Here is a 21,864-nt window from a genome sequence, read left to right as displayed (position 1 = left end):
CTTTGTTGATAAATCTGCGTTTTTCTTCAGTCACGATGCCTGCATCGCTTCTTCATCGAGCTTTGATTTCTTAACAAATGGCACCGTCATGTGTCTCTTTGGAATCGCGAAGTGGTATAAGCAATAGCTTCCTAGTAGTGGGCGGGAGGAGTGATCTGAGTGTGATTATTCTGGTTCTGCGCGACGGTCACTGGTTTCAAAGCGCATGAGCTCTTTGATGAAGGTGAGCGGGATGGAGCCGGTAGGTCCGTTACGGTTTTTGGCGAGGTTGAGTTCGGCGATGCCGTCTTGTTCGTCACGTGCGTCTTGGTCTTCCGCGTAGTATGCGGTACGGAAGAGGAGACCGATCATATCAGCGTCCTGTTCGATGGATCCCGATTCACGAAGGTCAGACATACGAGGTGTGCCACCACGGTTTTCAGGACCACGGTTGAGCTGGGCGAGTACGATGACGGGAATGGAAAGTTCTTTTGCGAGCGCTTTGAGGCCGGCCGAGATCTCTGCGATTTCACGTTCACGAGAGCCTTGAGCTTGCTTGGAAGTTGACTTCATTAGCTGAAGGTAATCGATCGCAATTACTTGGATGTCTTCTTCTTTCTTCTTACGGCGGGCTTTAGCGCGGAGTTCAGAGATGGAGATGCCTGCAGTGTCATCGATGAAGAGCTTTGACTCCGCGATTTCTTGGGCTGCATTTTTAATTTTTACGAGATCGGCCTTGGTGGGGGTGAAGCCGTTTCGGAGATTGGTAATGGCGTAGCGAGCGCGAGCGAAGAGCAGACGTTGGACAATCTGCTGGGAGGTCATCTCACAGGAGAAGAACATGGAAGGAAGTTTGGCATCGAGACAGATGTGCTCGACGATGTTCATCACGAAGGATGTCTTACCCATGGATGGACGGGCGGCGATGACGAACATTTCACCAGGCTTGAGGCCATTACACATGGTGTCGAGTTGGCTGTAACCTGACTTTATTCCCATGGGAGCGCCGCCACCAGCGAGGTATTTTTCAAAGTCTTCGATGACCTTACGGACGTCTTCTTTGACTGTGGGTGCTTGTTCGATTTCTGCACCTTCGCGGATGGCGAAGATTTTTTGTTCTACCTCATCGAGAAGACCAGCCACTTCTTCTTGGTCCTCGAAAGAACGCGTGATCGCATCGGTACAGGAGGAGATGATGTTTCGCAGGATGAACTTGTCCTTAACGATGGTAAGGTGGTGATCAAAGTGAGCTGCGGTGGGAGCGTAGGTGTAGATCTCGGTGAGGGCGGATGGGCCGCCGATCTTGTCGAGGACACCTCGATCCATCAGCTTTTGAGTGAGTGATACGAGCTCGATTTCGGCTGAGCCGTCAGAGATTTCTTTGATGACTCGATAGAGAGTCTGGTGAGAGGGATGGTAAAAGTGTTCTGGGGTGAGGCCGAGTTCCTCGGAGCGCATGACGTACTCCGAAGGGTCTTGAAGCATGGAAGAGAGTAGCGATTTTTCGGGTCCTAGCGCATTTGGCAGAGAACGTTGAGCGAGTTTTTCTTCGTCACTTTGAGGTGGGCCATTTTGTAGTTCTGGACCTTTTTTGTATGGTGCTTCGGTGGACATGAGTGTTGAGACAGAGGCTTACATTCAGGCAAGTTTCTGAAGTTTCAAGTTGGTAGTTTCAAGAGATGGAGTCTTGAGATTCGGAACGGGAGGATGAGAGAAAAATGAGTGAGAAGCAATCACCAGTTGAGTGGAAGTTTATGAAATTTTGTTTTAGTGTGAATTTTGTAATTTTGTGAATAAGTGGTGAGTAATTAGGGAATAAGTTTATGAGCAATGTTGAACTCGGCATTTGACGTCTGATAGTTCAGCTCTCTAAGTATAGCGGTAGCACAATTCATGGATTCTTTTTCTCACAGTACCTTCGCCTATTTCTTTCTCAGTTTGCTTATGGAAGGTGCTCCGTTTATTTTGCTGGGGACCTTAGTGAGTGGATTTATCGATGTGTATATGCCTTCGGGAATGGTTGAGAGGTTCTTACCGAAGAGGAAATTGCCTGCGGTTCTGACCTGTGGTTTGTTAGGTTTGATTTTACCGGTGTGTGAATGTGCTGTGGTGCCAGTGATCCGGCGTTTAGTAGCAAAGGGTTTACCGGTTTCTTGTGCTTTTACGTATATGTTAGCGGCTCCGATTGTGAACCCGGTGACGATTTTAAGTACATGGAGTGCTTTTAACGAGCAGCAGGCTTTGTATGTGACGCTTTCGCGGATTGGGATTGGTTACTTGGTGGCAGTGGTTGTGGGAGTAGTTCTGATGTATGTGCCGATTGAAAAGGTGTTACGGAAGTCCTTGCTCGCAAAAGTGAGTGGAAAGGCGGAAGCTCAAGCAGAGAAAAAATGTGAGCACAATCACGAGAAGAGTGAGTGCTGCGGGCATGAGCATCACGACCATAAGGAGTGTGGTCACGATCATTCACATGGAGACCATGGAGCATCGGCCAATAAGTTAGTTGCTGCAATGCGTTCGGGAATGAAAGACTTCGTAGATGTCGCGGTGTACTTCACTATTGGTGTTTGTCTAACAACTCTCTTCAATATCATGCAAGTGGGATATTTCGAGACGATCAATAGCTTTGCGGCGGATACCATTAAGGGGACGGCTTTGTTGATGGTGTTAGCGTTTGTGTTGAGTGTCTGTAGTACGTCCGATGCATTTTTAGCGGCTTCGTTGGGAACCTTTAGTTATGCATCAAAGATGGCGTTTATGGTGTTTGGTCCGATGATGGATGTGAAGTTGCTGTTTCTCTATCAGACGGTGATGCGGAAAAAGTTTTTGGCGGTATTTTGTGTAGGATTGTTCGTGATAGTTGGAGGGATTTGTATCGCCTGGGGCGAGTCTGAGACATTATTTGAGTGGTGTAGGCAGTTTGAGATGCAATTGGAAGGGGGGGCACAATGATGATTTATCTGCAGCGTATTGTGTTTGCTCTATGTATTTTGACCTGGGGCGTGGTGATGCTTTATTTTTATCAAAGCCCGCATTTGGATGCGTATTTAGCGCCTAAGTTTCAGTCTACTCTGCTGGTGGGAGGTTTGGCGTGTAGTGTTGTTGCCTTGTTTAATTTGATCACGTTTCGGGTTGAGGCGAGTTGTGGTCACGACCATGAATGTGGTCATGAACATGAGGGCGGACATGATCACGAGGAAAGTGACTTGAATCCGTTTATGGCAATTTTGATTATCTTAGTGCCATTGCTCGCGAGTTTGTCTTGGACGACGCATGAGATTGATGAGGCGCACATAGCAAAGCAGTCAGCACAAGATCTCGATCCCGCTTCGATGCGCTTTTTGGCGGACTTGCCTCCATTTACTAAGGAGACATTGGATGAAACGCGGCAGAAGTCAGCTGATGGTTATTATCAGCTCAACTTGTTAGAGCTATTTTATTCCGCGGGTGATTCTGAGCTCGAGCGAGTGTTTTCGGATTTGCCGTTTGAAACTGAAGGTTTCTTGAGAGATGAGACGAATCGTAATCCGAATGGAAATCGGATGCGTCTTTATCGCTTATTCATGACCTGCTGTGCAGCGGATATGAAAACGATTCCGATGTCGATCGAGTTTGAAGGGGAACTCCCAAGTTATCCCGCGAATACGTGGGTAAAAGTAGGGGGGGTGATGAGCTATGAGCACATCGAAGGGGTGACTTATCCGGTGTTAAAGGTGCAGCGCATCGAGGAAGCGCAGGCACCTGCTTCAGGGAATATGTTTAAGTAAGTAGAAACTCTACTCAGCACTTTTGGTCGGAGCGGGGACGCGGAATATTTTCGCTGTTGCTGGATCAGGTTTGCCATCGGCACCTTTTTTCGCAGTAGACATGTCGCGTACAAAGTGACCCTGGCAAATGCCTTTGACGTTGATTACATTATAAGGTCTGTAAGGACTGACTACTTTGTTAGGATCCCCAGCAACAGGGTAGGCGTCGGGGTATTTCGGATTAGCGGAGGCTGCGTCACCGCTATTAGGGGTATTAGTGCATGAGTTTAAGGAAAGCAGTGCGAATGCCGTGATGGAGAAAGAAAGGAGTAGTTTCATAAGGTGTTCAGTTGTTTGATTAACTTAGGTTGGAGATGAGTACGAGTGAAAATTATGCAGCGAAGCTTTCTCCGCAGGAGCAGGTGACTTGGGCATTTGGATTGGTGACTTTAAAGCCGCCTTGTTGGAGGTCATCGGAGAAGTCGAGTTCACTGCCTGCGACGAAGAGAGCGCTCTTGGGGTCGATGACGACATTGACGGCATTGCTGTGAACGAGAATGTCGCGATCGCGTGGGCCATCGACAAGATCCATTTTATATTGAAGGCCAGAACAGCCACCTCCGACGACTGCGATGCGTAGAGCTCCATCTGCACGGCCTTGTTTCTCGAGAAGGTTGCTTAGATGGTCGGATGCGCCATCGAGAACCTTGATGAGTTTTTCGTTTCCGCGTTTGAAGTTTACTGCTGGCATGGGGGAAATATGCAGTGGAAAAGAGAAGTTTGAAGAGTGAAATTTAGAAATTTTTTGAAAATCTCTAAAAGTTGACAGGGGACTTCATTCGAATGAATCAAGTCCCCTGTCGGATCGGTAGTAGGTGTGCTTAATATTAAAGCGTTGTATATATGGCAATATCGTCACCATTTGCCAAGTAATAAATTGGATGTCAGAGGTTTGTTAGGAGTGTGGGATCATTTTTCATGACAAGCTGGGTTCCATGATGCAGGTTGTGGGCGTGGAATTATCACTCGAGGAAGTAACCAAACTAACAGGTGGCCGTGTAGTAGCGGGAGAGTCAAAAAATGGCTACAGAGGTTTAGCTGCGCTAAATGAAGCGACTGCGAACGATGTTTCCTTTCTTGGCAATGAGAAGTATTATGATGATTATTTGAGAACAAATGCAGGCTTAGTTCTGGTGCCTTCTAAGGTGAAGGAGTTTCCGGAAGGTCCAGTGTATGTGGAAGTTGAAAATCCTTCCTACGCTTTTGGATTAGTAGTGAAAAAGCTTTCAGCTAAGATGCGGTCGTTCAAGCCGGGGGTGCACCCAACAGCTTACGTGGCTGAGGATGTGAGGTACAATCCTGAGAAGGTGTCGATCAAAGCGAATGTGGTAGTGGAGTCTGGAGCAGTAATCGGAGATGGCACTGAAATTCAAGCAGGAGCGGTGATCGGGGAGTATGCAAAAATCGGAAAAGATTGTTTAATTTACTCGAATGCGACTATACGCGAGTATTGTGAATTAGGTGATCGGGTGATCATGCAGCCTGGTTCAGTGATTGGTTCGGATGGCTATGGTTATGAATTTGTGGATGGAGCGCACCAGAAAGTGGATCAGGTGGGAATTGTTGTCTTGGAGAATGATGTGGAGGTTGGTGCAAATACGACGATTGATAGAGCGCGCTTCGGAAAGACAGTGATTGGCGAAGGAACTAAGATCGATAATTTAGTTCAGATTGGCCACAATGTAGTTATAGGTAAGCATTGTTTGGTGATCGCTCTGACAGGCGTCGCAGGAAGTTCAAGTTTGGGCAACTACGTGACAGTGGCCGCTCAAGTAGGGATAGCAGGGCATCTTCATATCGCTGATAAAGCTACATTGATGGCTCGCACAGGGGTGATGAAAGATCTTGAGGGAGACCAGATTTATTGGGGGAATCCTGCACGACCAGCAAAAGATCAACTTCGGAGCATTGCAGCGTTGGCGCGATTGCCAAAGCTCATGTCCGATTTTCGTTCTCTGAAGAAAAAAGTTGAAGAGACCGAGAGCGAGTAGCTCGTTTTTGGTAGAAAATTTGAAAAGCGCACTTCAGTTTGGAGTGCGCTTTTTTAGTTAGTCTTGGCGAGTTAGCTCGACAAAGACTTCTTCGAGTGTGGACTTGTGTCGGTGGAGGGTGCGGATTGGCCAACCATGTTGAGTGGCCATGTTGGCAATTTTTTCGCGTGAGTCGGTTCCTGAGTCGCAGAGGACGGAGAAGGTGTTCCAATCTTCTTCGCTGCTTTCGGGAATGACTTTTTTGACATTGTCCATGCGCTCGATAGTGGATTGGACCACATCGGCATCGGCTTGAATTTCGAGTTCGATGCGACCGGCGGCGCGCATGTTATGGATGAGGTTTTCAGGTGTGTCCGAGGCTTTGATTTTTCCTGAATCAACGATGACGACGTGGTCGGCGACCATTTCAACTTCGCTGAGGATGTGAGTTGAGACGAGGATGGTGTGCTTCTCGCCGAGTCGTTTAATTAATTTTCTGATAGAACGGATTTGGTTAGGGTCGAGTCCATTGGTCGGCTCGTCTAATACGAGTAGGGGAGGTTGGTTGATGAGGGCATCGGCGAGTCCAACGCGTTGGCGGTAGCCTTTGGAGAGGGTTTTAATCATGCGACGGCGCATGTGTTGGAGTCCGCACATTTCGAGAGCTTCGCCTACATGGTTTCGAGCATCGCGACCACGGAGCCCTTTGAGATGGGCGCGGAATCGGAGGTATTCGCGGACGCGGACGTCATCGTAGAGAGGGACATTTTCAGGCATGTAGCCAATGGAGCGGCGCGCTTTGATAGAATCCTTAAAGATATCAAAACCATTAATGGTTGCTTTTCCGGATGTAGGAGGCAGGAAACCAGTGAGCATGCGGAGGGTGGTGGTTTTGCCAGCTCCGTTTGGACCGAGGAAGCCGACGACTTGGCCGTTGCCAACCTCAAAACTGATATTATCGACGGCTTTGAATCTACCGTAGCGCTTAGTGAGGTTTTGAACTTCGATCATAATGAATAAAATTGATTAGTTTAATGAATGAGTCATTAGATTCGTGGTGAATTTGTCAGATGTACGATTGACTCGGAGTAGTTGAACTTCTAAGTAGATGCCTGTTGCGCTGACTTAGCAATAAATGCATGTCACGCGTCAAGTATACAGCTATTTAATCCACCAAAATGAAATCATCCGTTTCTGCCCGCCTGAATGCAGACCTGCTCGACGAAAAATACGAACAGTGGTGTGACGACCCGCGTTCTGTAGAAGAAAATTGGTCAGCCTTCTTTGAAGGTTTTGAGCTAGGGAATGCACAATCTAAGAAAAAGGGGGCTAGCGCAAGCAGCGGTGCGGCATCTGTGCCCGCTGAGTCACCAGCCGTTGACGAACATTCTCTCAACTTCCGTGGTAAATGTGTATCACTTGTCTATAATTACCGAACTCTCGGTCACACACAGGCGCAGATTAATCCATTGCAGGATTCAGCTCCGCGCAATCCACGCCTTGAGCTTTCACAGTTTGGTATTAGCGAAGCAGATCTCGGTCGCGAGGCTTCTACACAGTTCTTCCGCGGTGGTCAGAAGATGAAGCTTGGTGAAATGATCGAAGGTCTTGAAGAGTGTTACTCTAGCAAGATCGGTTTCGAGTTCATGCACATCCACAATACTGAAGTGCGCAATTGGATCCGTACACGTATTGAAAACCGTTTTTCTGATAATTCTCAGGCAAATTTTGATGCGGCTAAAGCTCTCAAGTGGATTCTTGAGTCAGAGCTTTTTGAATCTTTCTTAGGTAAGAAGTTCCTTGGTGAGAAACGATTCTCGCTCGAAGGTGGTGAAGGCTTGATGGTGCTTCTCAATGCAATCCTTGAGAAATGCCCATCTAGTGATGTGAAGGAAATCGAAATTGGGATGGCTCACCGTGGCCGACTCAATGTTCTTCGCAACTTTTTGCAGAAGTCACTTACGACGATTCTTTACGAATTTACACCTGACTATGTTCCTGCGATCGTCGCGGGTGACGGTGATGTGAAGTACCACCTCGGTTACGAAAAGGTGCGTGAACTAGAAGATGGTGAAGTTCGTCTGAGTCTCGCGGCAAACCCATCACACCTCGAAGCTGTGAATGCAGTGACCGAAGGTAAGGCTCGTGCGCGTCAGCGTATCATTGGTGACGATGGTGTTGAAACTGATCGCAAGCAAGTTCTTCCAATTCTCATTCACGGTGATGCAGCGTTTGCTGGTCAGGGATCCGTGGCTGAGGTTCTGAACCTTTCTCAGCTTCCAGGTTACCGTACTGGAGGTACTGTTCACTTGATTGTAAACAACCAGATTGGTTTCACAACGATGCCTGAGGATGCGCGTTCATCTGCGTATGCTACGGATGTGGCCAAAATGATCGAAGCTCCGATTCTTCATGTGAATGGTGAAGATCCGAAGGAGCTGGTATGGGCTGCTCTTTTCGCTTTGGAATTCCGTCAGAAGTTTGGACGCGACGTGGTGATCGACATGTACTGTTATCGTCGTCAGGGTCACAACGAGACTGATCAAGCGGCATTCACCGCTCCGCACATTTACGGCAAGATTGCTAAGAAGAAGACTCTCGGCCAAGCCTACAAGGCTGAGCTGGTGGAGACGGGCACGTTATCTCAAGATGTGGCTGATGGTATTCAATCATCGATCTGGGATAAGCTTGAAGAAGGTTATCAGACGATGCGTGAAATGGAGAAACAGGGTGATCGCTCAGTGTTCTCTGGCTCAACTGCAGAGCCGCAGCCGCCATATTCTCATGCACCAGTTGACACAGGTCTTCCGTTAGAGCAAATTAAACACATCGGTGAGACTCTCACGAGTGTGCCAGAAGGATTTAACCTTCACCCGACATTGGCGAAGCGCTTTGTGCCTCGCCGTAGAGATGCGCTGGAAGCTGGAAAAGGAATCGATTGGGCTTTTGCTGAGTCGCTCGCTTTCGGTGGTCTTCTAATGGAAGGCAACGCAGTTCGCTTATCGGGTCAGGATTGCCGTCGAGGTACATTCTCACAACGTCACGCTGTATTCTACGATAACAAGACACGTGAGCGTTACTTCCCGCTCAGAAACCTTTCTGACGATCAAGCTAAGTTCTGTGTATACAACTCACTGCTTTCTGAGTTTGCGGTTTTAGGTTTCGATTACGGTTATTCGCTGGGTTACCCGACGATGCTTACTCTTTGGGAAGCGCAGTTCGGTGATTTCTCTAATGGAGCGCAGGTGATTATTGACCAATTCATCGCCTCTGCTGAGTCCAAATGGCAGACACCGAGTTCACTGGTCATGCTTCTTCCTCACGGCTATGAAGGCATGGGCCCTGAGCACTCCAGTGCGCGTCTTGAGCGTTTCCTTCAGCTTTGTGCTGAGGACAACATCCAGGTAGGTAATTTCACGACACCCGCAAACTACTTCCACGCGCTGCGTCGCCAGAAGAAGCGTGATTTCCGCAAGCCATTGATTGTGATGACTCCGAAGAGTTTACTTTCACGTGCTGAAGCAGTTTCTGATATTGATGATTTTGTAGCAGGTACTTGTTTCCAAGAAATTCTTCCCGACGACAAGGAGTTTGAAAATCCCGAGAAGGTGGATCGCATCGTCTTTTGTTCAGGCAAAGTTTACTATGATCTGGTACAGCACCGCGCTGAAAATGGCATTGAAGACACAGCGATTCTTCGCGTTGAGCAACTTTATCCATACCACGAAGAAATGGTTAAAGCGCTTTCTAGCCAGTTCCCGAATGCTGCCAAGTATGTGTGGTGTCAGGAAGAACCTAAGAACATGGGTGCATGGAGCTTCATTAATCCGCTATTGATGGAAACATTTGATACGCGCATCCGCTATGCTGGTCGCAAGGCTGCATCAAGTCCGGCTACAGGTTCTAAAGCAATGCACAAGAAGGAGCAGAAGTCGCTCCTCGACCAAGCATTTAATGTCTAATATATTCTAACTTATCATTTTACCCACACAGACACATGTCATTTGAAGTAACAATCCCAAACGCAGGTGAGTCCGTCACTTCAGCGAACGTAGCCCAGTGGCACGTAGCTGACGGGGCAAGCGTCTCCAAAGGTGACGTTCTCCTCACGATCGAAACTGACAAAGTTTCCTCAGAGCTCGAAGCTGAAGAATCCGGCACCATTCAGATCCTTGTTCAAGAAGGTGAAGAAGTAGCGATCGGAACCGTAGTTGCTAAGATCGATGCCGCAGACGCAGCACCGGCAGCAGCTGAAGAAAAAACATCCGAGCCAGAAGTTGCGACTGAAGAGTCAGCTGAGCCGAAAACTGAGTCTGCGCCAGCGTCAAGCGGTGGAGCTGAAGTCGTAGACGTTCTGGTACCTGCAGCAGGTGAATCAGTCACCTCAGCAAACGTCGCGAACTGGCATGTTTCTAATGGTGATAGTGTCGCTAAGGGCGATATCCTCGTAACTCTCGAAACTGATAAAGTTTCTACAGAGCTCGAAGCGGAAACAGCGGGAACTATCGAGATCATCACTGCTGAAGGTGAAGAGGTTGAGATCGGTACGCTGATTGCAAAAATCACTGTAGGCGGAGCCGCACCAACGAAGTCTGAAGCTCCTAAGCAAGAATCTATCCCAGCGCCAAAAACTGAGTCTAAGCCTGCGCCAGCAGCTCCATCTAAGCCAGCTGCACCAGCGCCTGCTACCAAGCCAGACCTTTCTAAGCCAGCTCCAGCCGGTGAGAAAGCTGGAGCCGCCGTTGAGGAAGGTCGTACAACTCGCAAGAAAATGTCCATGCTTCGCCGCAAAATCGCTACGCATCTTGTGAACGCGCAACAGACTGCTGCGATTCTTTCGACATTCAATGAAGTGGATATGTCTGCTATTATGAAGCTCCGCAAGGAAGTTCAGGAAGATTTCGTCAAAAAGCACGGTTGCAAGCTCGGCTTCATGTCAATCTTCGTGAAAGCTGTTTCTCAGGCTCTCAAAGATGTTCCTGCAATCAATGGTCACATTGACGGTACAGACATCGTGCAGAACAACTTTATTGATATCGGTTGTGCGATTGGCACAGAGAAAGGTCTTGTGGTTCCAGTTCTTCGCGACTGTGACAAGAAGGGTTTTGCTGATATTGAAAAAGAAATCCTCGACTACGCGGAAAAGGCACGCGAAGGAAAAATCGAGATGTCAGACCTCCAGGGTGGTGGATTCACTATCTCTAATGGTGGTGTCTACGGTTCGCTTCTTTCTACTCCGATCCTCAATGCTCCGCAGTCAGGAATCCTCGGCATGCATACTATCCAACAACGCCCAGTGGCTGTGGATGGCAAGGTTGAGATTCGCCCGATGATGTATCTCGCTTTGAGTTACGATCACCGTCTGGTCGATGGTAAGGAAGCGGTTACTTTCTTGATTCGTATCAAGGAGTGCCTTGAGAATCCTACTCGCATGATGCTTGAGATGTAAGCTCACTGAGTATGTAAAACTTCACAACAGCGTAACCTATTTGGTTGCGCTGTTTTTGTTTCTAGCGCTAGAGTCACTCCAACAATGAACTTACTAGGCGTCTTCTTTAAAGGCTTTGCGATGGGCGCGGCGAATGTCGTTCCAGGTGTATCAGGTGGAACTGTCGCATTTATTACCGGCATTTATGAGCGTCTTATCAATGCTCTGAAATCTTTTGATCTACAAGCGATCAAGCTTTTGTTCAGCGGGAAGGTTAGAGAGTTTATCCAGCATGTGGACTTTTGGTTCTTAGCGAGCCTTGGTGCAGGAGTGGTTTGTAGTGTGCTGACTCTCGCTAAGTTGTTGGAAATTGGATTTGAAAAATATCCTGTTTATGTGGCGGCACTTTTCTTTGGTTTGATTCTCGCGTCGATTCCATCGGTTGGGAAGATGGTGAAGCAATGGTCGGCCTCACGGTTTGTCTCTCTAATCATTGGTTTAGCGATGGCCTTGAGTATGGCATTTGCGCCAGCTGCGAGTGAGAATACCAATTTGTTCTATCTCATGCTCTGTGGAGTAGTGGCGATGTGTAGCATGATTATCCCAGGTGTTTCTGGATCTTTTGTACTGCTTTTGTTGGGCAACTATCAGCTGATCATGATTAACTCAGTGAACAAATTGAGTAAGGGTAATTTTGAGGAATCGCTCCCTATCATTATTCCTGTTGGAGTGGGGGCAGTTGTTGGCTTGATTGCTCTGTCGCATTTCTTGAGCTGGTTATTCAAGCGTTACCATGACAATGCGGTAGCGGTAATTACTGGGTTCGTCGCGGGATCGTTGGCAATCATTTGGCCTTGGAAGCGACCAGATGAAGTGATTATCAAGGGTGATGAGGAGAAAATTCTCAGCTATGCGAGTTACTTTCCTGAGCTCGACGGTAGTTTCGCGGTGGCACTAGTCGTCATCATTGCGGGCGCCGCTCTGATGTTACTCGTGGAAAAGCTCGGTACAGTTAAGCCTGGTCAATAAAACTTTATGTGAGAGGTGCTTTCTCTGCCCATTGGAGAAGTTCCTCATCGAGGTAGGCATCAGCAAGGACGTCCTGCGCCCAGGCTTCTGCTTGAGCGATGTGTTTGAGCAAGCGATAAGCCATGACTTGTTGAGGTTGTAATTCACTCCAAATGAGTTCAGCGAGGACACCTCGCCATTGATTGGCTTGAATTGTTTTTGGGCGCTTGAGTTGCTCTAGTACTAACTCGGAGACGAGTAAGCATTTATCGTAATCGGGCTGGCTAGGAACTGGTTCAATCTCGTAAATCTTGAGCGGTACACCAGACTGACCACTGAGCTCGCATTTGGACTTCGCGCGGCGTGCGAGGTCTTTTCCGAAGAGTGAGAGAGCTTGTAAGCGAGCTTGGTTGGTGTCGTATCCTTTGGCCATATGGCTTAGAGATTACGTAATTTGATGGTAATGGAAGCGAAAAAGACACCCGCTGTATTTGCGACCATGTCCCAAGAGGTATCTTGGTAACCAGTTTTCAGCGTATCTTCCATAATTTTTGTCGCTAGGAATTCAGCTAATTCGTTGAATGCTCCGTAGCCCATGGACGATGTAGCGCAGAGCAATAAAAGCCCGAAGGTTGGCATTAGTCTTCGTTGGTAGCGAGTGTGAATAATAGAGCAAAGTGTTTGCCAACTGACCCAAGTAACTAGGAAGAAACCGCAAAAGTGTTCTAGGTGCTGGTATCGTAGCTGGGAGATGATTCTAAAATTCTGTAGCGCTTTAGGTTCTCCAGTTTCACCCCAAGATTCAGGAACGAAGAAGATGCCACTGGCGAGGTGGAGAAGCCCCCATAAGCTGAGTAGCCATAGCAGGCTAATGCTGTAGTGGATGCGTTTATGGGCAATGCAAAGGAGTGCGACAAAGAATAGTTGGATCGCACTGTAGTAGAGAAACTCGTAGTTGTGCTGGATTACCGCTAATATTGCTAAGCCACATTGGTAGAGGAGTGTGAATGCTACAACGCCTGCGATTCTTTGTCTTTTGGGTTGAACAATCATAAGTATCTTAATCAAGAGCTAACAAAGAGTTAGAAAGTGTGTAAAGATAAAGCTGTCGCTGAAGAAGCAAGCTTGCTAGTTGTCTGAACCATGAATGTGCATCACCTTGAGCTATTTTACTTCGTTGCCAAATACGAAGGGATTACTGCAGCTGTGAGGAAAATGCCATACGGGATCCAACAGCCCGCAGTGAGTGGACAGATTTTACAGCTCGAAGAAGAGCTCGGAGTAAAGTTATTTAATCGTCGACCCTTCGCGCTGACTCCTGCAGGCGAAATGCTTTACGATTTCGCTTATCCATTTTTCACGGGCTTACCAGATATAGAGGAGAGGTTAAAAGGGGAGGATGGAAAACATCTTCGCATTGCGGCATCGGCGTCGGTGTTAGGAAATCACTTACCAGAGGTCTTGGAGCAATTAAAATTAAAGATTCCAGAGCTTCGTTTAACTTTACGTGATGTAGAGCCGGCTGAAGTGTATTCTCAACTCACGAACCAACAATCTGACATCGCCTTGACGGTACTTCACGGGAAGCTCGACGAGGGATTGCGCTCGGAGAAGCTGATGGAGATTCCCTTGGTTTTATTAGTTCCGAGTTCATGTAAGGTGACTAAACTGGAAGAGCTCATTCGTAAGAAGCAAGACGGTGTGGGGTTTGAAGCGAAGTTGCCGCTTGTTGGGCTTCCTGAAAACGAGGCTTTGAGTCAAATTTTTCAAAATGGCATAGAAGCGATGGATGTTGATTGGTTACCGAGCATGGAAGTAAATGCTCTGGATGTTATCCAGCGCTATGTGAGCCGTGGGTTTGGTGCTGGAGTTGGCGTAGGTATTCCGGGAGTGAGTCCAGTAGAAGGTGTGGACGTGATTCCCTTAGATGGATTTGACCCGCTGGTAGTAGGTGCTATTTATCAAGGGGCACCGAAGCCTATTGCCAACGAGTTCATTAATGTTGCAAAGGATTACATCGCCAAACGTATCCATTTATCTGATTAAATTTATGAAGACTTTATTTATTTTACTTTCACTTAGCATATCACTGTTAGCCTCGACTAAGTCTGTGTATCAGATTTGGCAACCATTGAGTCTTAAAGGGACAGACGTATATGGTGTTGTTGGAGTGGAAAGTAATCAGCCTGGAGTGGTGATTATGCCGAGACCAGTGGTGCTTTCTGGGGCTATTCCTGAGGATTTGGTGACAGCTATTGCGTTAGATTATCCATTGGCAAGTTCGGCGAAGAATTATTCTGAACCACATGTAAACTTGCTAGCGATTTCCAATGTAAGCCTGCGCGCTCTGTTAGAAGATGAGGGCTTACTCATTCAGTTTGACGTATCGAAAGCCCAATCGGAGAAAGATCTCGGGGTCGACTTAGAAACGGTTATTTCCATGGGGATAGAAGCCGTCCGGAAAACTGCTGTATTCAATGCGAAGACTCAGTTAGACAACCCTCTGCGCTGCATAGTAAAAGTAGTGGGCGCAGAAAAGGGCTCTTCTTTACTTAAGTTGGAAACGCAGTTTGATATTGGTCCTGGAACTGGCGAATAGGCGACTATCCAAAGTTTAAACCATTCATCGTGCCAGTCGAAGTAGCAAAGGATTCTCTTTCGAGTCCAATGTTCTGCAGCATACTGAGATAAAGGTTTGGCAGCGGATAGTTTTTGGTGCTTGAGAAGGCTAAGTGTTGGCCGTGTTTGAAGCCACCGCCGGCAAAAAGAACAGGCATGTTGCGGTTGTCATGTGAGGATGCGTTACCCAAATTTGAGGTGAGCAAGCTCATCGTGTCATCGAGTATGTCATGTTTTTTGAGTTGGCGTAGAAAGTTACCCCAATTATCAATTGTTGTTTTTTCAACGATCGAGAGCTGTTCGAGTTTCTCGGGATTTTTTCCATGATGAGAAAGAGCGTGATAGCTTTCCTCGACGCCCTCCAGAGCTCTGACATTATTGCCGGTGCAATGGAGAGTTATGAAGCGGGTAGAATCCGTCTGCAAAGCGAGTGCGACCACGTCTAGCATGGCACGCATTTGATCGGGGGCATTGTTGTTTTCAGCAAGATTAGGTTTTGCGTTTACGTTAGGTTTGGCTCGGTCGAGCCATACTTCATTGGATTCGAGTCTGGTTTCGAGTTCACGCACAGAAGTGAGCCATTCATCCATTTTGTCGCGGTCTCCTGGGCCTAACTGGCGGCTGAGGGATTTGGTTTCGCTTCTGATAATATCTAGAATCGATTTCCCTTGGGCGTTGATCATTTCTTGGCGTTTTTTTGCCGATGGAGTGTCTTCGATGAAGAGCTGAGCGAATAGTTTTCGAGCATCTGAAATAGCGGGGATCATCGATCCATTTTCGGTGTAGGAGGGCGAGCGTGAGTTGTTGGTATTGAGAACAAGCGAAGGGAAGCGCGTGTGGTGACCGAGATGTTTCGCCATTAATTGATCAATAGAAATTGTGTTATTAGTCACAGAGCCTCGCTTCATCGGGCAGGCAGAGAAAATAGAGGCTTCAGCGGCGTGGCCACCTTGAACATCTGGGTGCGAGGTGCCTGAAATGACCGTGAAGTCTTCACGTAGATCTTGGATGTCTTTGAGGTAATGTGACGGTTGATAATCGCGGCCAGTTCCCTCGGGAATAAGTAAAGGGTTATGTAGACCTAGGGCTAAGGATATTCCTACAAAACGTTTGGGTGCAGCTGGGGTGGGACCAGCGGCAAATGCGGGAACCATGGCGTCGAGCATGGGGAGGGTGAGAGCGATACCTGCGTGTTTCAGAACAGTTCTGCGAGAGAGTGGTTTACTAGTAGAAATGTACATAGGGAGTTAGGTTTATTTTTCGAGGAAGAGGCTACTGGTAAGGGTGTTGTTGATGAGTGTTCTCACGCCGTACTGATTGCTACGAGCATCACTGGCTATTTTTTTCACGACTGGGGTGTCACTGAAGCGGATTTCTCCTCCTGTTGCGTAGCGCAGAATTTGTTCAACAAAGGATTCGGCAAGTTCCTGGGGGCGTGCGAGTTGGATGTTTCTCCACTCGTTATAGTTTTTAAATGCTTCACCTTCAGGCGTGCGTCCGGACGGGTCAACTTTGGCTGACTTTCCATATTTCCCATAGAACTTACGATAATTGCCAATGGGGTCAAATTCTTCGAGAGCAAAGCCAGGTGGGTCGATCTGGAGGTGGCAGGAGATGCAGGATTTCGAATCGCTGTGTTTAGCGAGTTGGTCACGTATCGAAACGGCGCCGCGGGTGTCAGGTTCGATTGCTGGTATGTTGGGGGGTGGCGGGTCGATGTGGGTCCCTAGCAGGCGCTCATTGACGAAAACTCCGCGTAGGACAGGTGAGGTGACTGAGCCGTCAGCGGTGACTTTCAGGATGGCTGCTTGAGTTAACAGGCCAGAGCGTCCATCTGCCGGGATAGCGACTTTTTGTAAGCCTTTTCCAGGGCGTACATTGACTTCGCCGAACTTGTAATGGGTTTGAAGTCGTGTGTTGAGAAATGCGAAATCGGATCGAAGCAGGTTGTTGATAGAATGGTCGCTTCTGATGAGTTCGGAGACGAAGGCTTTGGTTTCCGCTAGGATGGAAAGTCGGAGTGTGGGGTCGTAGGTTCTGAAACGTTTCGTATCGGGTTGGGTGTCATCTATTTTGCGCAGCTCCAGCCATTGGTCAGTGAATGATTGAATGAAACGTTGTGACTTTGGAGAAGCGAGGAGTCTATCGATTTGTTGAGTGATTTCAGTTGGTTTATTCAACGAGCCGGATTCAGCGAGGCTGAGAAGCTTCGTATCTGGCACAGATTTCCACAGCATATAACTCAAGCGTGAAGCAATGGCATAGTCATCGAGTTTTCCAGGTTTCTCATGGAAAGTGAGAAAGTTCGGTGAGCATAAGATGGCGTGGAAACCTTGGCGCATGGCTGTTGGGAAGGGGGTGCCTTGATCGAGAGCCTTGCTGACGAGTTGTTGGTAGGGTGCAAGTGTGGTAGAATCTACGGGTCTGCGGAATGCTCGGTAGGCGAAGTGTGAGAGTATGCGGCGTGCTTCAGATTTAGGATTGGATGGGCCTTTATGTATTTCTTGTTCACTGAGCCCTGGGAAGAGATTTTCCATGACTTTTGATCGGTTGCCATTCGGGTGGACACGTTTGATTGTAACGCTTGTAAAGCGAATCCCGTGGCAGCCTTCGGCTTTCATGTCTCGGTCTTTAAAAATGACGGTTCCTCCGTTCTTGCCTACGATATTAGATTTTGCGGTTTTCGCACCCGCTTCTGCAGGTTTCATGATGAGACAATGATTCTTACGCACCCATGCGCGGAATGTTTGGGTAGAGGGAGATTTCGCCCCTTCAATGACTCCGACTGGATATTGAAGAGGTTCACCAGAGTTGCCTGATCCTGTGGTTAGTAAGCCCCATGTGACACCATCCGAACCTCGGTTGATTCCTGAAACGGAATGAAAGGTGATGTCGTACCAACCGTCTTCAGGAACTCTCAATTTTGGTAAACGCCCGTAGAATTGAACACGCATGGACCACGACACGACGCTGTCTCCTTGATGTTCAGGGCCCCGATAGTTTCCTTTTCCCAGACCTGAGGTGAGTTCTTTAATACCAAAATGTTTCTCAAATTTGGGTTCTTTCACGAGTATGCGCTCGAAGGCTTCATCTAGAGCCATGTCCGCGACAGCGAGGTAGTTTGAGAGGTGAAAGTGGCTGAGTTGTTGATGCTTGGCGCTATTTGTGAAGCCGTTTTCGGAGTCGGCAGTGAGATTGTCACTGAGTTTGACTCCTACTCCGAGAAGGTCGTGTAAGCTGTATTCATATTCTTCGCGTGTGAGGCGCCTAGCTTGTACGCGGCCTTCTTTTTCAATTAGTGAGCGATCGACTTGATGCAATGGACGCGCAATGTTTTTTAGAAATGTATGAAGTTCGCCTGAGTCTGGTGCTGGATTTTCCTTGGGAGGCATGACACCAGAATGCACTTTACGAAAGATTCGCTCCCACATGGCGAAGTTCTCAGGGTCGTGTGGTGCATAATCGAGATCGAGGAGGTTTAGATCTGCTTTAGCCATGCCATCGTCATGGCATTCATAGCAATGGTTTTCCAAAAATGGGCGAATGTTTGCCGCCATCTCATCTGCTGCCAAGAATGACAGGGTCAGAATCCAAATAAGAGAGCTGCGTAGCATGAGATAGTGTACGTGGGTGATACAGTTTTTTATCACTGACCGTAAGTTAGTTAAAAATTTACCTGTCATAATAGCAGGGTGAGAGACTTCTATATGCGCTGTTTTTTCAGTGAATACAATGAATAGGAGTTGCATGCTCGGGGGCAATTTGTTTTTTAAGGAACAGCTGAGCCATGAGTGAAAATAAACGATCCTTTAAACGTGTAGTCCTGAAGTTGAGCGGAGAAGCTCTCCGTGAGGTTGGTAGCCAAGATAATATTTCCCCTGAGATTGTCGGTAGGATAGCATTAGAGATCAAAGAAGCTCATGCGGCTGGAGTTGAAATTGCTATCGTTGTAGGTGGTGGAAACTTCTGGCGTGGTGCGAGCGCAAGTGCGCGTGGCATGGATAGAGCGACAGCAGATTATGTTGGTATGATGGCAACAGTGATGAATGCGCTGGCTGTTCAGAGTGCGCTTGAAGTAGAAGGTGTGCCATGTGTAGTACAGTCTGCGATCGAGATGAAAAATGTCGCTGAGCCATTTATTCGCCGCAAGGCGTCGCGCCATCTTTCGGATGGGCGTGTAGTTATTTTTGCTGCTGGTACGGGGAGCCCGTTTTTCTCTACTGATACGACTTCTGCATTGCGCGCAAGTGAAATGGGAGCATGTGCTATTCTTAAAGCAACGATGGTTGATGGTGTCTACAATGCAGATCCTAAGAAGGTGCCAGATGCAGTGCGCTACGAGCAAATTTCCTTTCGCCGTTGCCTCTCCGATCAACTAGCTGTGATGGATTCTACAGCATTCTCACTGTGCATGGACAATAACATTCCAATCATCGTATTTGACCTCAACGAGCATGGGAATATTACCAAGGCGATCACAGGGGAGCCCATTGGAACAATCGTGACTAACGAAGACTAACACTCTTAATTTAATAAACACTACTATCTACTATGGAACCAACAACTGTTCTTGAAGAAATCGAGATGGCGATGGAAGCCGCTATCGAACACATGGGCGTCGAATTTGGTGGCGTTCGTACAGGTAAAGCATCACCAGCTCTCGTGGAAAATGTCACTATCGATGTGAAGTCCTACGGTAGTAAAATGAAGCTTCGTGAACTCGCTGTCATCACGACTCCTGAGCCACGCCAAATCATGATTCAGCCATATGACGCGACTACGGTTGACGATATTGACCGTGGCATTCGTGAGGCTCAACTAGGTTTCAACCCTGTGAATGAAGGGAAGGCTCTCCGTTTACCAATTCCTGAGCTTACTGAAGAACGTCGCCAAGAAATGGTGAAGCGTGTGAAGACAATCTCTGAGGATACCAAAGTACGTCTTCGTACTTGCCGTAAAGAGGGTATGGACAAAGGTAAGAAGATGAAGAATGAGAATGTTCTTACTGAAGACAGCCTTCGTGACTTTGAAGCGGAAGTGCAGGAAATCACGAATAAGTATGTGAAAGCGGTAGACGAAGCGACAGCCGCTAAAGAAGCTGACGTGATGACTGTCTAAGGGTATTCAATTATCAGATTTTAAGCAAAAGGCGTTCTGTTTGGGACGTCTTTTTTGCGTCTGGGTGAACGTTATAATTGTCTCTCTAGGTGTAAAAGGTTTTTCTAAGGGAATAAAATTAGCCCAAGCTAATTTTAATTGTTGACGCTAGTCATGGCGAAGTGTATTCCGAGCGGCATGAAGAGAAGATTCTTTATGACGGGCGCAGTTGCGTTGGGAATAGTAGGGCTAAACAGCTGTAATAAGCAGGTTAGCATTTGGCAGGATGAAGCTAAAATCAATGTAGTGGCAACCTCGACTATGGTGACTGATCTCGTTCAGGTGATAGGTGGAGATAAGGTAGAAGTCATCGGAATGATGAAGTCAGGAGTGGATCCGCATAGTTATGAGCAGACAGCTAGTGATGTAGCGGCGATGAATACTGCGGATGTGATTTTCTATTCAGGTCTCCATCTAGAAGGTCATGTGCAAGAGGGCTTGGAGAAGCGTGCTGCGAAAGGTGATGATGTCTACGCAGTTACCAAAAACATGAGCAAAGAGGAGCTGGTTCAACCAGAAGAGGAATTTGCTAGTTATGCTGACCCACACGTCTGGGGAGACCCTGAGTTGTGGGCGAAGACGATTGATGTAGTTGTTGAGGGGCTGGCAAAAGAGTCACCTGAGTTTTCTGCTGAATTTAAAGAACGTGGCGAGAGCTATCGTGTTGAGTTGTTAAAATTAAAGGAATGGTCAAAAAATCGTATTGCTGAGGTGGCAGATGATCAGCGCGTGCTAGTGACGAGTCACGATGCTTTTTTCTACTTTGCTGAGGCCTATGACTTTGAGGTAAAAGGTTTACAGGGGCTTTCTACGGAAAATGTTTCAGGGGTGAAGGATGTGGAGGATCTCATTTCCTTCATCAAGGAACGTAAGCTGAAAATGATTTTCCCTGAGTCGAGTGTGAACAAGAAGGGGATCGAGACGGTAGCTAGTAAGGCGGGTGTAAAACTCAGTCATGAAGAGTTATTTTCTGATGCGATGGGTGAGCCTGGTGATGTGGTGGAATTGCACGGGGAGTCGTATGATCGAGGTACTTACATCGGAATGCAGAAGCACAATATCAACACGATCGTTGATGGTCTTAAGTAAGGAATTTTAGTTTTAAATTATTTTATGAAAAATGTAGTAACATACATGTTGTTGGGCAGCACTGTGAGTGCGTTTGCAGGGAATGAGCCATTGGTGGTAGTGGATGAATTTGCTGGATTGCGTGACTTGGCTGCGGATCGACCTGATGCGACAGAGAGTCCGATCACGGTGGACAAGGGCCATTGGCAGATTGAAACCAGTGCTGTTGATTATACCAAGGATTTCGACTTTCAGTCCTGGACCTGGGCTGAAACTAATTTGAAATATGGGGTGACAGACAGCATGGACATTCAGTTCGTATTTGCTCCGTATATTGAGGAAAATAATGATGGTGTGATCGAAGATGGCGCTAGTGATCTGACTATCCGTGTGAAGTATAATCTTTGGGGAAATGATGGTGGTCAGTCAGCTCTAGCTCTTTTTCCTTATGTGAAGGCTCCAATCGGTGGATCACTTTCGAATGACGAGTGGGAAGGTGGCTTCATTTTGCCCTATGCCTACGAGATCAATGAGAAGTGGGGCTTCGGCTGCCAACTCGAGTGGGAATATGTGTATAATGAAGACAAAGATGGATATGATTCTAATTTGCTTCACACCGCTGTGCTTGGATATGCGCTTACTGATGCATGGGGCATGTATGTAGAATACCTTGGGATCACTGGGAGTGAGTATCAGGCGCACGCAAGTGGTGGGCTTACTTATGGGGTGACTGAGTTTTTCCAGCTCGACCTAGGTGCTGTTGTTGGATTGAACGATGCGGCAACTGATCTCAACGCCTTCACGGGTTTTACTGTTAAATTCTAATAAA

General features: G+C 47.5%; 20 protein-coding genes. 12 read left to right on the top strand and 8 right to left on the bottom strand.

The window, feature by feature from the left end; all coding sequences use genetic code 11:
- Positions 1 to 165 precede the first annotated feature (165 nt).
- On the bottom strand, positions 166 to 1,593 hold the full coding sequence (gene dnaB, locus ACFPK9_RS02430; protein ID WP_377092997.1) for a replicative DNA helicase: 1,428 nt from the start codon (positions 1,591 to 1,593) through the stop codon (positions 166 to 168).
- 279 nt (positions 1,594 to 1,872) lie between these two features.
- Between dnaB and ACFPK9_RS02425 the strand changes: the two genes are divergently transcribed.
- Together ACFPK9_RS02425 and ACFPK9_RS02420 are read left to right on the top strand one after the other, a co-directional pair.
- A complete protein-coding gene (locus ACFPK9_RS02425; RefSeq protein ID WP_377092995.1) occupies positions 1,873 to 2,931 on the top strand; it encodes a permease in 1,059 nt (352 codons plus the stop codon).
- On the top strand, positions 2,928 to 3,746 hold the full coding sequence (locus ACFPK9_RS02420) for a TIGR03943 family putative permease subunit (RefSeq protein ID WP_377092994.1): 819 nt from the start codon (positions 2,928 to 2,930) through the stop codon (positions 3,744 to 3,746). Before ACFPK9_RS02425 ends, ACFPK9_RS02420 begins: the two co-directional genes overlap by 4 nt.
- A 9-nt stretch (positions 3,747 to 3,755) precedes the next feature.
- Here the strand turns inward: ACFPK9_RS02420 and ACFPK9_RS02415 are convergent, their stop codons facing one another.
- On the bottom strand, positions 3,756 to 4,064 hold the full coding sequence (locus ACFPK9_RS02415; protein ID WP_377092993.1) for a hypothetical protein: 309 nt from the start codon (positions 4,062 to 4,064) through the stop codon (positions 3,756 to 3,758).
- Positions 4,065 to 4,116: 52 nt separating this feature from the next.
- Entirely contained in the window at positions 4,117 to 4,476 is a 360-nt protein-coding gene (locus ACFPK9_RS02410) for a HesB/IscA family protein (RefSeq protein ID WP_377092991.1), read from the bottom strand.
- A gap of 262 nt (positions 4,477 to 4,738) precedes the next feature.
- Between ACFPK9_RS02410 and lpxD the strand changes: the two genes are divergently transcribed.
- The gene (gene lpxD, locus ACFPK9_RS02405; RefSeq protein ID WP_377092990.1) at positions 4,739 to 5,776 is read left to right on the top strand and encodes a UDP-3-O-(3-hydroxymyristoyl)glucosamine N-acyltransferase; all 1,038 of its coding nucleotides are present in this window, start codon (positions 4,739 to 4,741) and stop codon (positions 5,774 to 5,776) included.
- Between the two features lie 57 nt (positions 5,777 to 5,833).
- On the opposite strand, the gene ACFPK9_RS02400 is transcribed toward lpxD, so the two are convergent.
- Positions 5,834 to 6,766, bottom strand: a complete 933-nt coding sequence (locus ACFPK9_RS02400) for an ABC transporter ATP-binding protein (protein ID WP_377092988.1) — start codon at positions 6,764 to 6,766, stop codon at positions 5,834 to 5,836.
- A gap of 167 nt (positions 6,767 to 6,933) precedes the next feature.
- Between ACFPK9_RS02400 and ACFPK9_RS02395 the strand changes: the two genes are divergently transcribed.
- The 3 genes from ACFPK9_RS02395 (at position 6,934) to ACFPK9_RS02385 (ending at position 12,212) form a co-directional block, all read left to right on the top strand.
- Entirely contained in the window at positions 6,934 to 9,717 is a 2,784-nt protein-coding gene (locus ACFPK9_RS02395; protein WP_377092987.1) for a 2-oxoglutarate dehydrogenase E1 component, read from the top strand.
- Positions 9,718 to 9,752: 35 nt separating this feature from the next.
- Positions 9,753 to 11,204, top strand: a complete 1,452-nt coding sequence (gene sucB / locus ACFPK9_RS02390) for a dihydrolipoyllysine-residue succinyltransferase (protein ID WP_377092985.1) — start codon at positions 9,753 to 9,755, stop codon at positions 11,202 to 11,204.
- 84 nt (positions 11,205 to 11,288) lie between these two features.
- Positions 11,289 to 12,212, top strand: coding sequence for a DUF368 domain-containing protein (locus tag ACFPK9_RS02385; protein ID WP_377092983.1), 924 nt, complete (start codon positions 11,289 to 11,291; stop codon positions 12,210 to 12,212).
- A 4-nt stretch (positions 12,213 to 12,216) separates the two neighbouring features.
- On the opposite strand, the gene ACFPK9_RS02380 is transcribed toward ACFPK9_RS02385, so the two are convergent.
- Both ACFPK9_RS02380 and ACFPK9_RS02375 read right to left on the bottom strand, forming a co-directional pair.
- Positions 12,217 to 12,624: a phnA protein gene (locus tag ACFPK9_RS02380; protein ID WP_377092982.1), complete on the bottom strand. Its 408-nt coding sequence runs from the start codon at positions 12,622 to 12,624 to the stop codon at positions 12,217 to 12,219.
- 5 nt (positions 12,625 to 12,629) lie between these two features.
- Positions 12,630 to 13,244 (bottom strand): DUF2238 domain-containing protein, encoded by a 615-nt coding sequence (locus ACFPK9_RS02375; protein ID WP_377092981.1) that lies wholly within the window; start codon positions 13,242 to 13,244, stop codon positions 12,630 to 12,632.
- Between the two features lie 90 nt (positions 13,245 to 13,334).
- On the opposite strand from ACFPK9_RS02375, the gene ACFPK9_RS02370 reads away from it, so the two are divergent.
- Both ACFPK9_RS02370 and ACFPK9_RS02365 read left to right on the top strand, forming a co-directional pair.
- Complete coding sequence (locus tag ACFPK9_RS02370; protein ID WP_377092979.1) at positions 13,335 to 14,237, top strand: LysR family transcriptional regulator; 903 nt, start codon at positions 13,335 to 13,337, stop codon at positions 14,235 to 14,237.
- A gap of 4 nt (positions 14,238 to 14,241) precedes the next feature.
- Positions 14,242 to 14,790 (top strand): hypothetical protein, encoded by a 549-nt coding sequence (locus tag ACFPK9_RS02365; protein WP_377092977.1) that lies wholly within the window; start codon positions 14,242 to 14,244, stop codon positions 14,788 to 14,790.
- Positions 14,791 to 14,794: 4 nt separating this feature from the next.
- Here the strand turns inward: ACFPK9_RS02365 and ACFPK9_RS02360 are convergent, their stop codons facing one another.
- Both ACFPK9_RS02360 and ACFPK9_RS02355 read right to left on the bottom strand, forming a co-directional pair.
- Positions 14,795 to 16,051: a DUF1552 domain-containing protein gene (locus ACFPK9_RS02360; protein ID WP_377092976.1), complete on the bottom strand. Its 1,257-nt coding sequence runs from the start codon at positions 16,049 to 16,051 to the stop codon at positions 14,795 to 14,797.
- A 12-nt stretch (positions 16,052 to 16,063) separates the two neighbouring features.
- A complete protein-coding gene (locus tag ACFPK9_RS02355) occupies positions 16,064 to 18,382 on the bottom strand; it encodes a DUF1592 domain-containing protein (protein ID WP_377092975.1) in 2,319 nt (772 codons plus the stop codon).
- Between the two features lie 215 nt (positions 18,383 to 18,597).
- Between ACFPK9_RS02355 and pyrH the strand changes: the two genes are divergently transcribed.
- The 4 genes from pyrH to ACFPK9_RS02335 all read left to right on the top strand — a co-directional run bounded on the left by pyrH (position 18,598) and on the right by ACFPK9_RS02335 (position 21,860).
- Positions 18,598 to 19,329: a UMP kinase gene (gene pyrH / locus ACFPK9_RS02350; RefSeq protein WP_377092974.1), complete on the top strand. Its 732-nt coding sequence runs from the start codon at positions 18,598 to 18,600 to the stop codon at positions 19,327 to 19,329.
- Positions 19,330 to 19,361: 32 nt separating this feature from the next.
- Positions 19,362 to 19,928, top strand: a complete 567-nt coding sequence (frr, locus tag ACFPK9_RS02345) for a ribosome recycling factor (RefSeq protein WP_377092973.1) — start codon at positions 19,362 to 19,364, stop codon at positions 19,926 to 19,928.
- Positions 19,929 to 20,123: 195 nt separating this feature from the next.
- On the top strand, positions 20,124 to 21,056 hold the full coding sequence (locus ACFPK9_RS02340) for a metal ABC transporter solute-binding protein, Zn/Mn family (RefSeq protein WP_377092972.1): 933 nt from the start codon (positions 20,124 to 20,126) through the stop codon (positions 21,054 to 21,056).
- A 24-nt stretch (positions 21,057 to 21,080) separates the two neighbouring features.
- On the top strand, positions 21,081 to 21,860 hold the full coding sequence (locus ACFPK9_RS02335; RefSeq protein WP_377092971.1) for a transporter: 780 nt from the start codon (positions 21,081 to 21,083) through the stop codon (positions 21,858 to 21,860).
- Positions 21,861 to 21,864: the final 4 nt, after the last annotated feature.

It is taken from the genome of Rubritalea spongiae, assembly GCF_042652385.1.
GTDB lineage: Bacteria > Verrucomicrobiota > Verrucomicrobiia > Verrucomicrobiales > Akkermansiaceae > Rubritalea > Rubritalea spongiae.
This window is presented reverse-complemented; position numbering and strand designations above follow the sequence as displayed.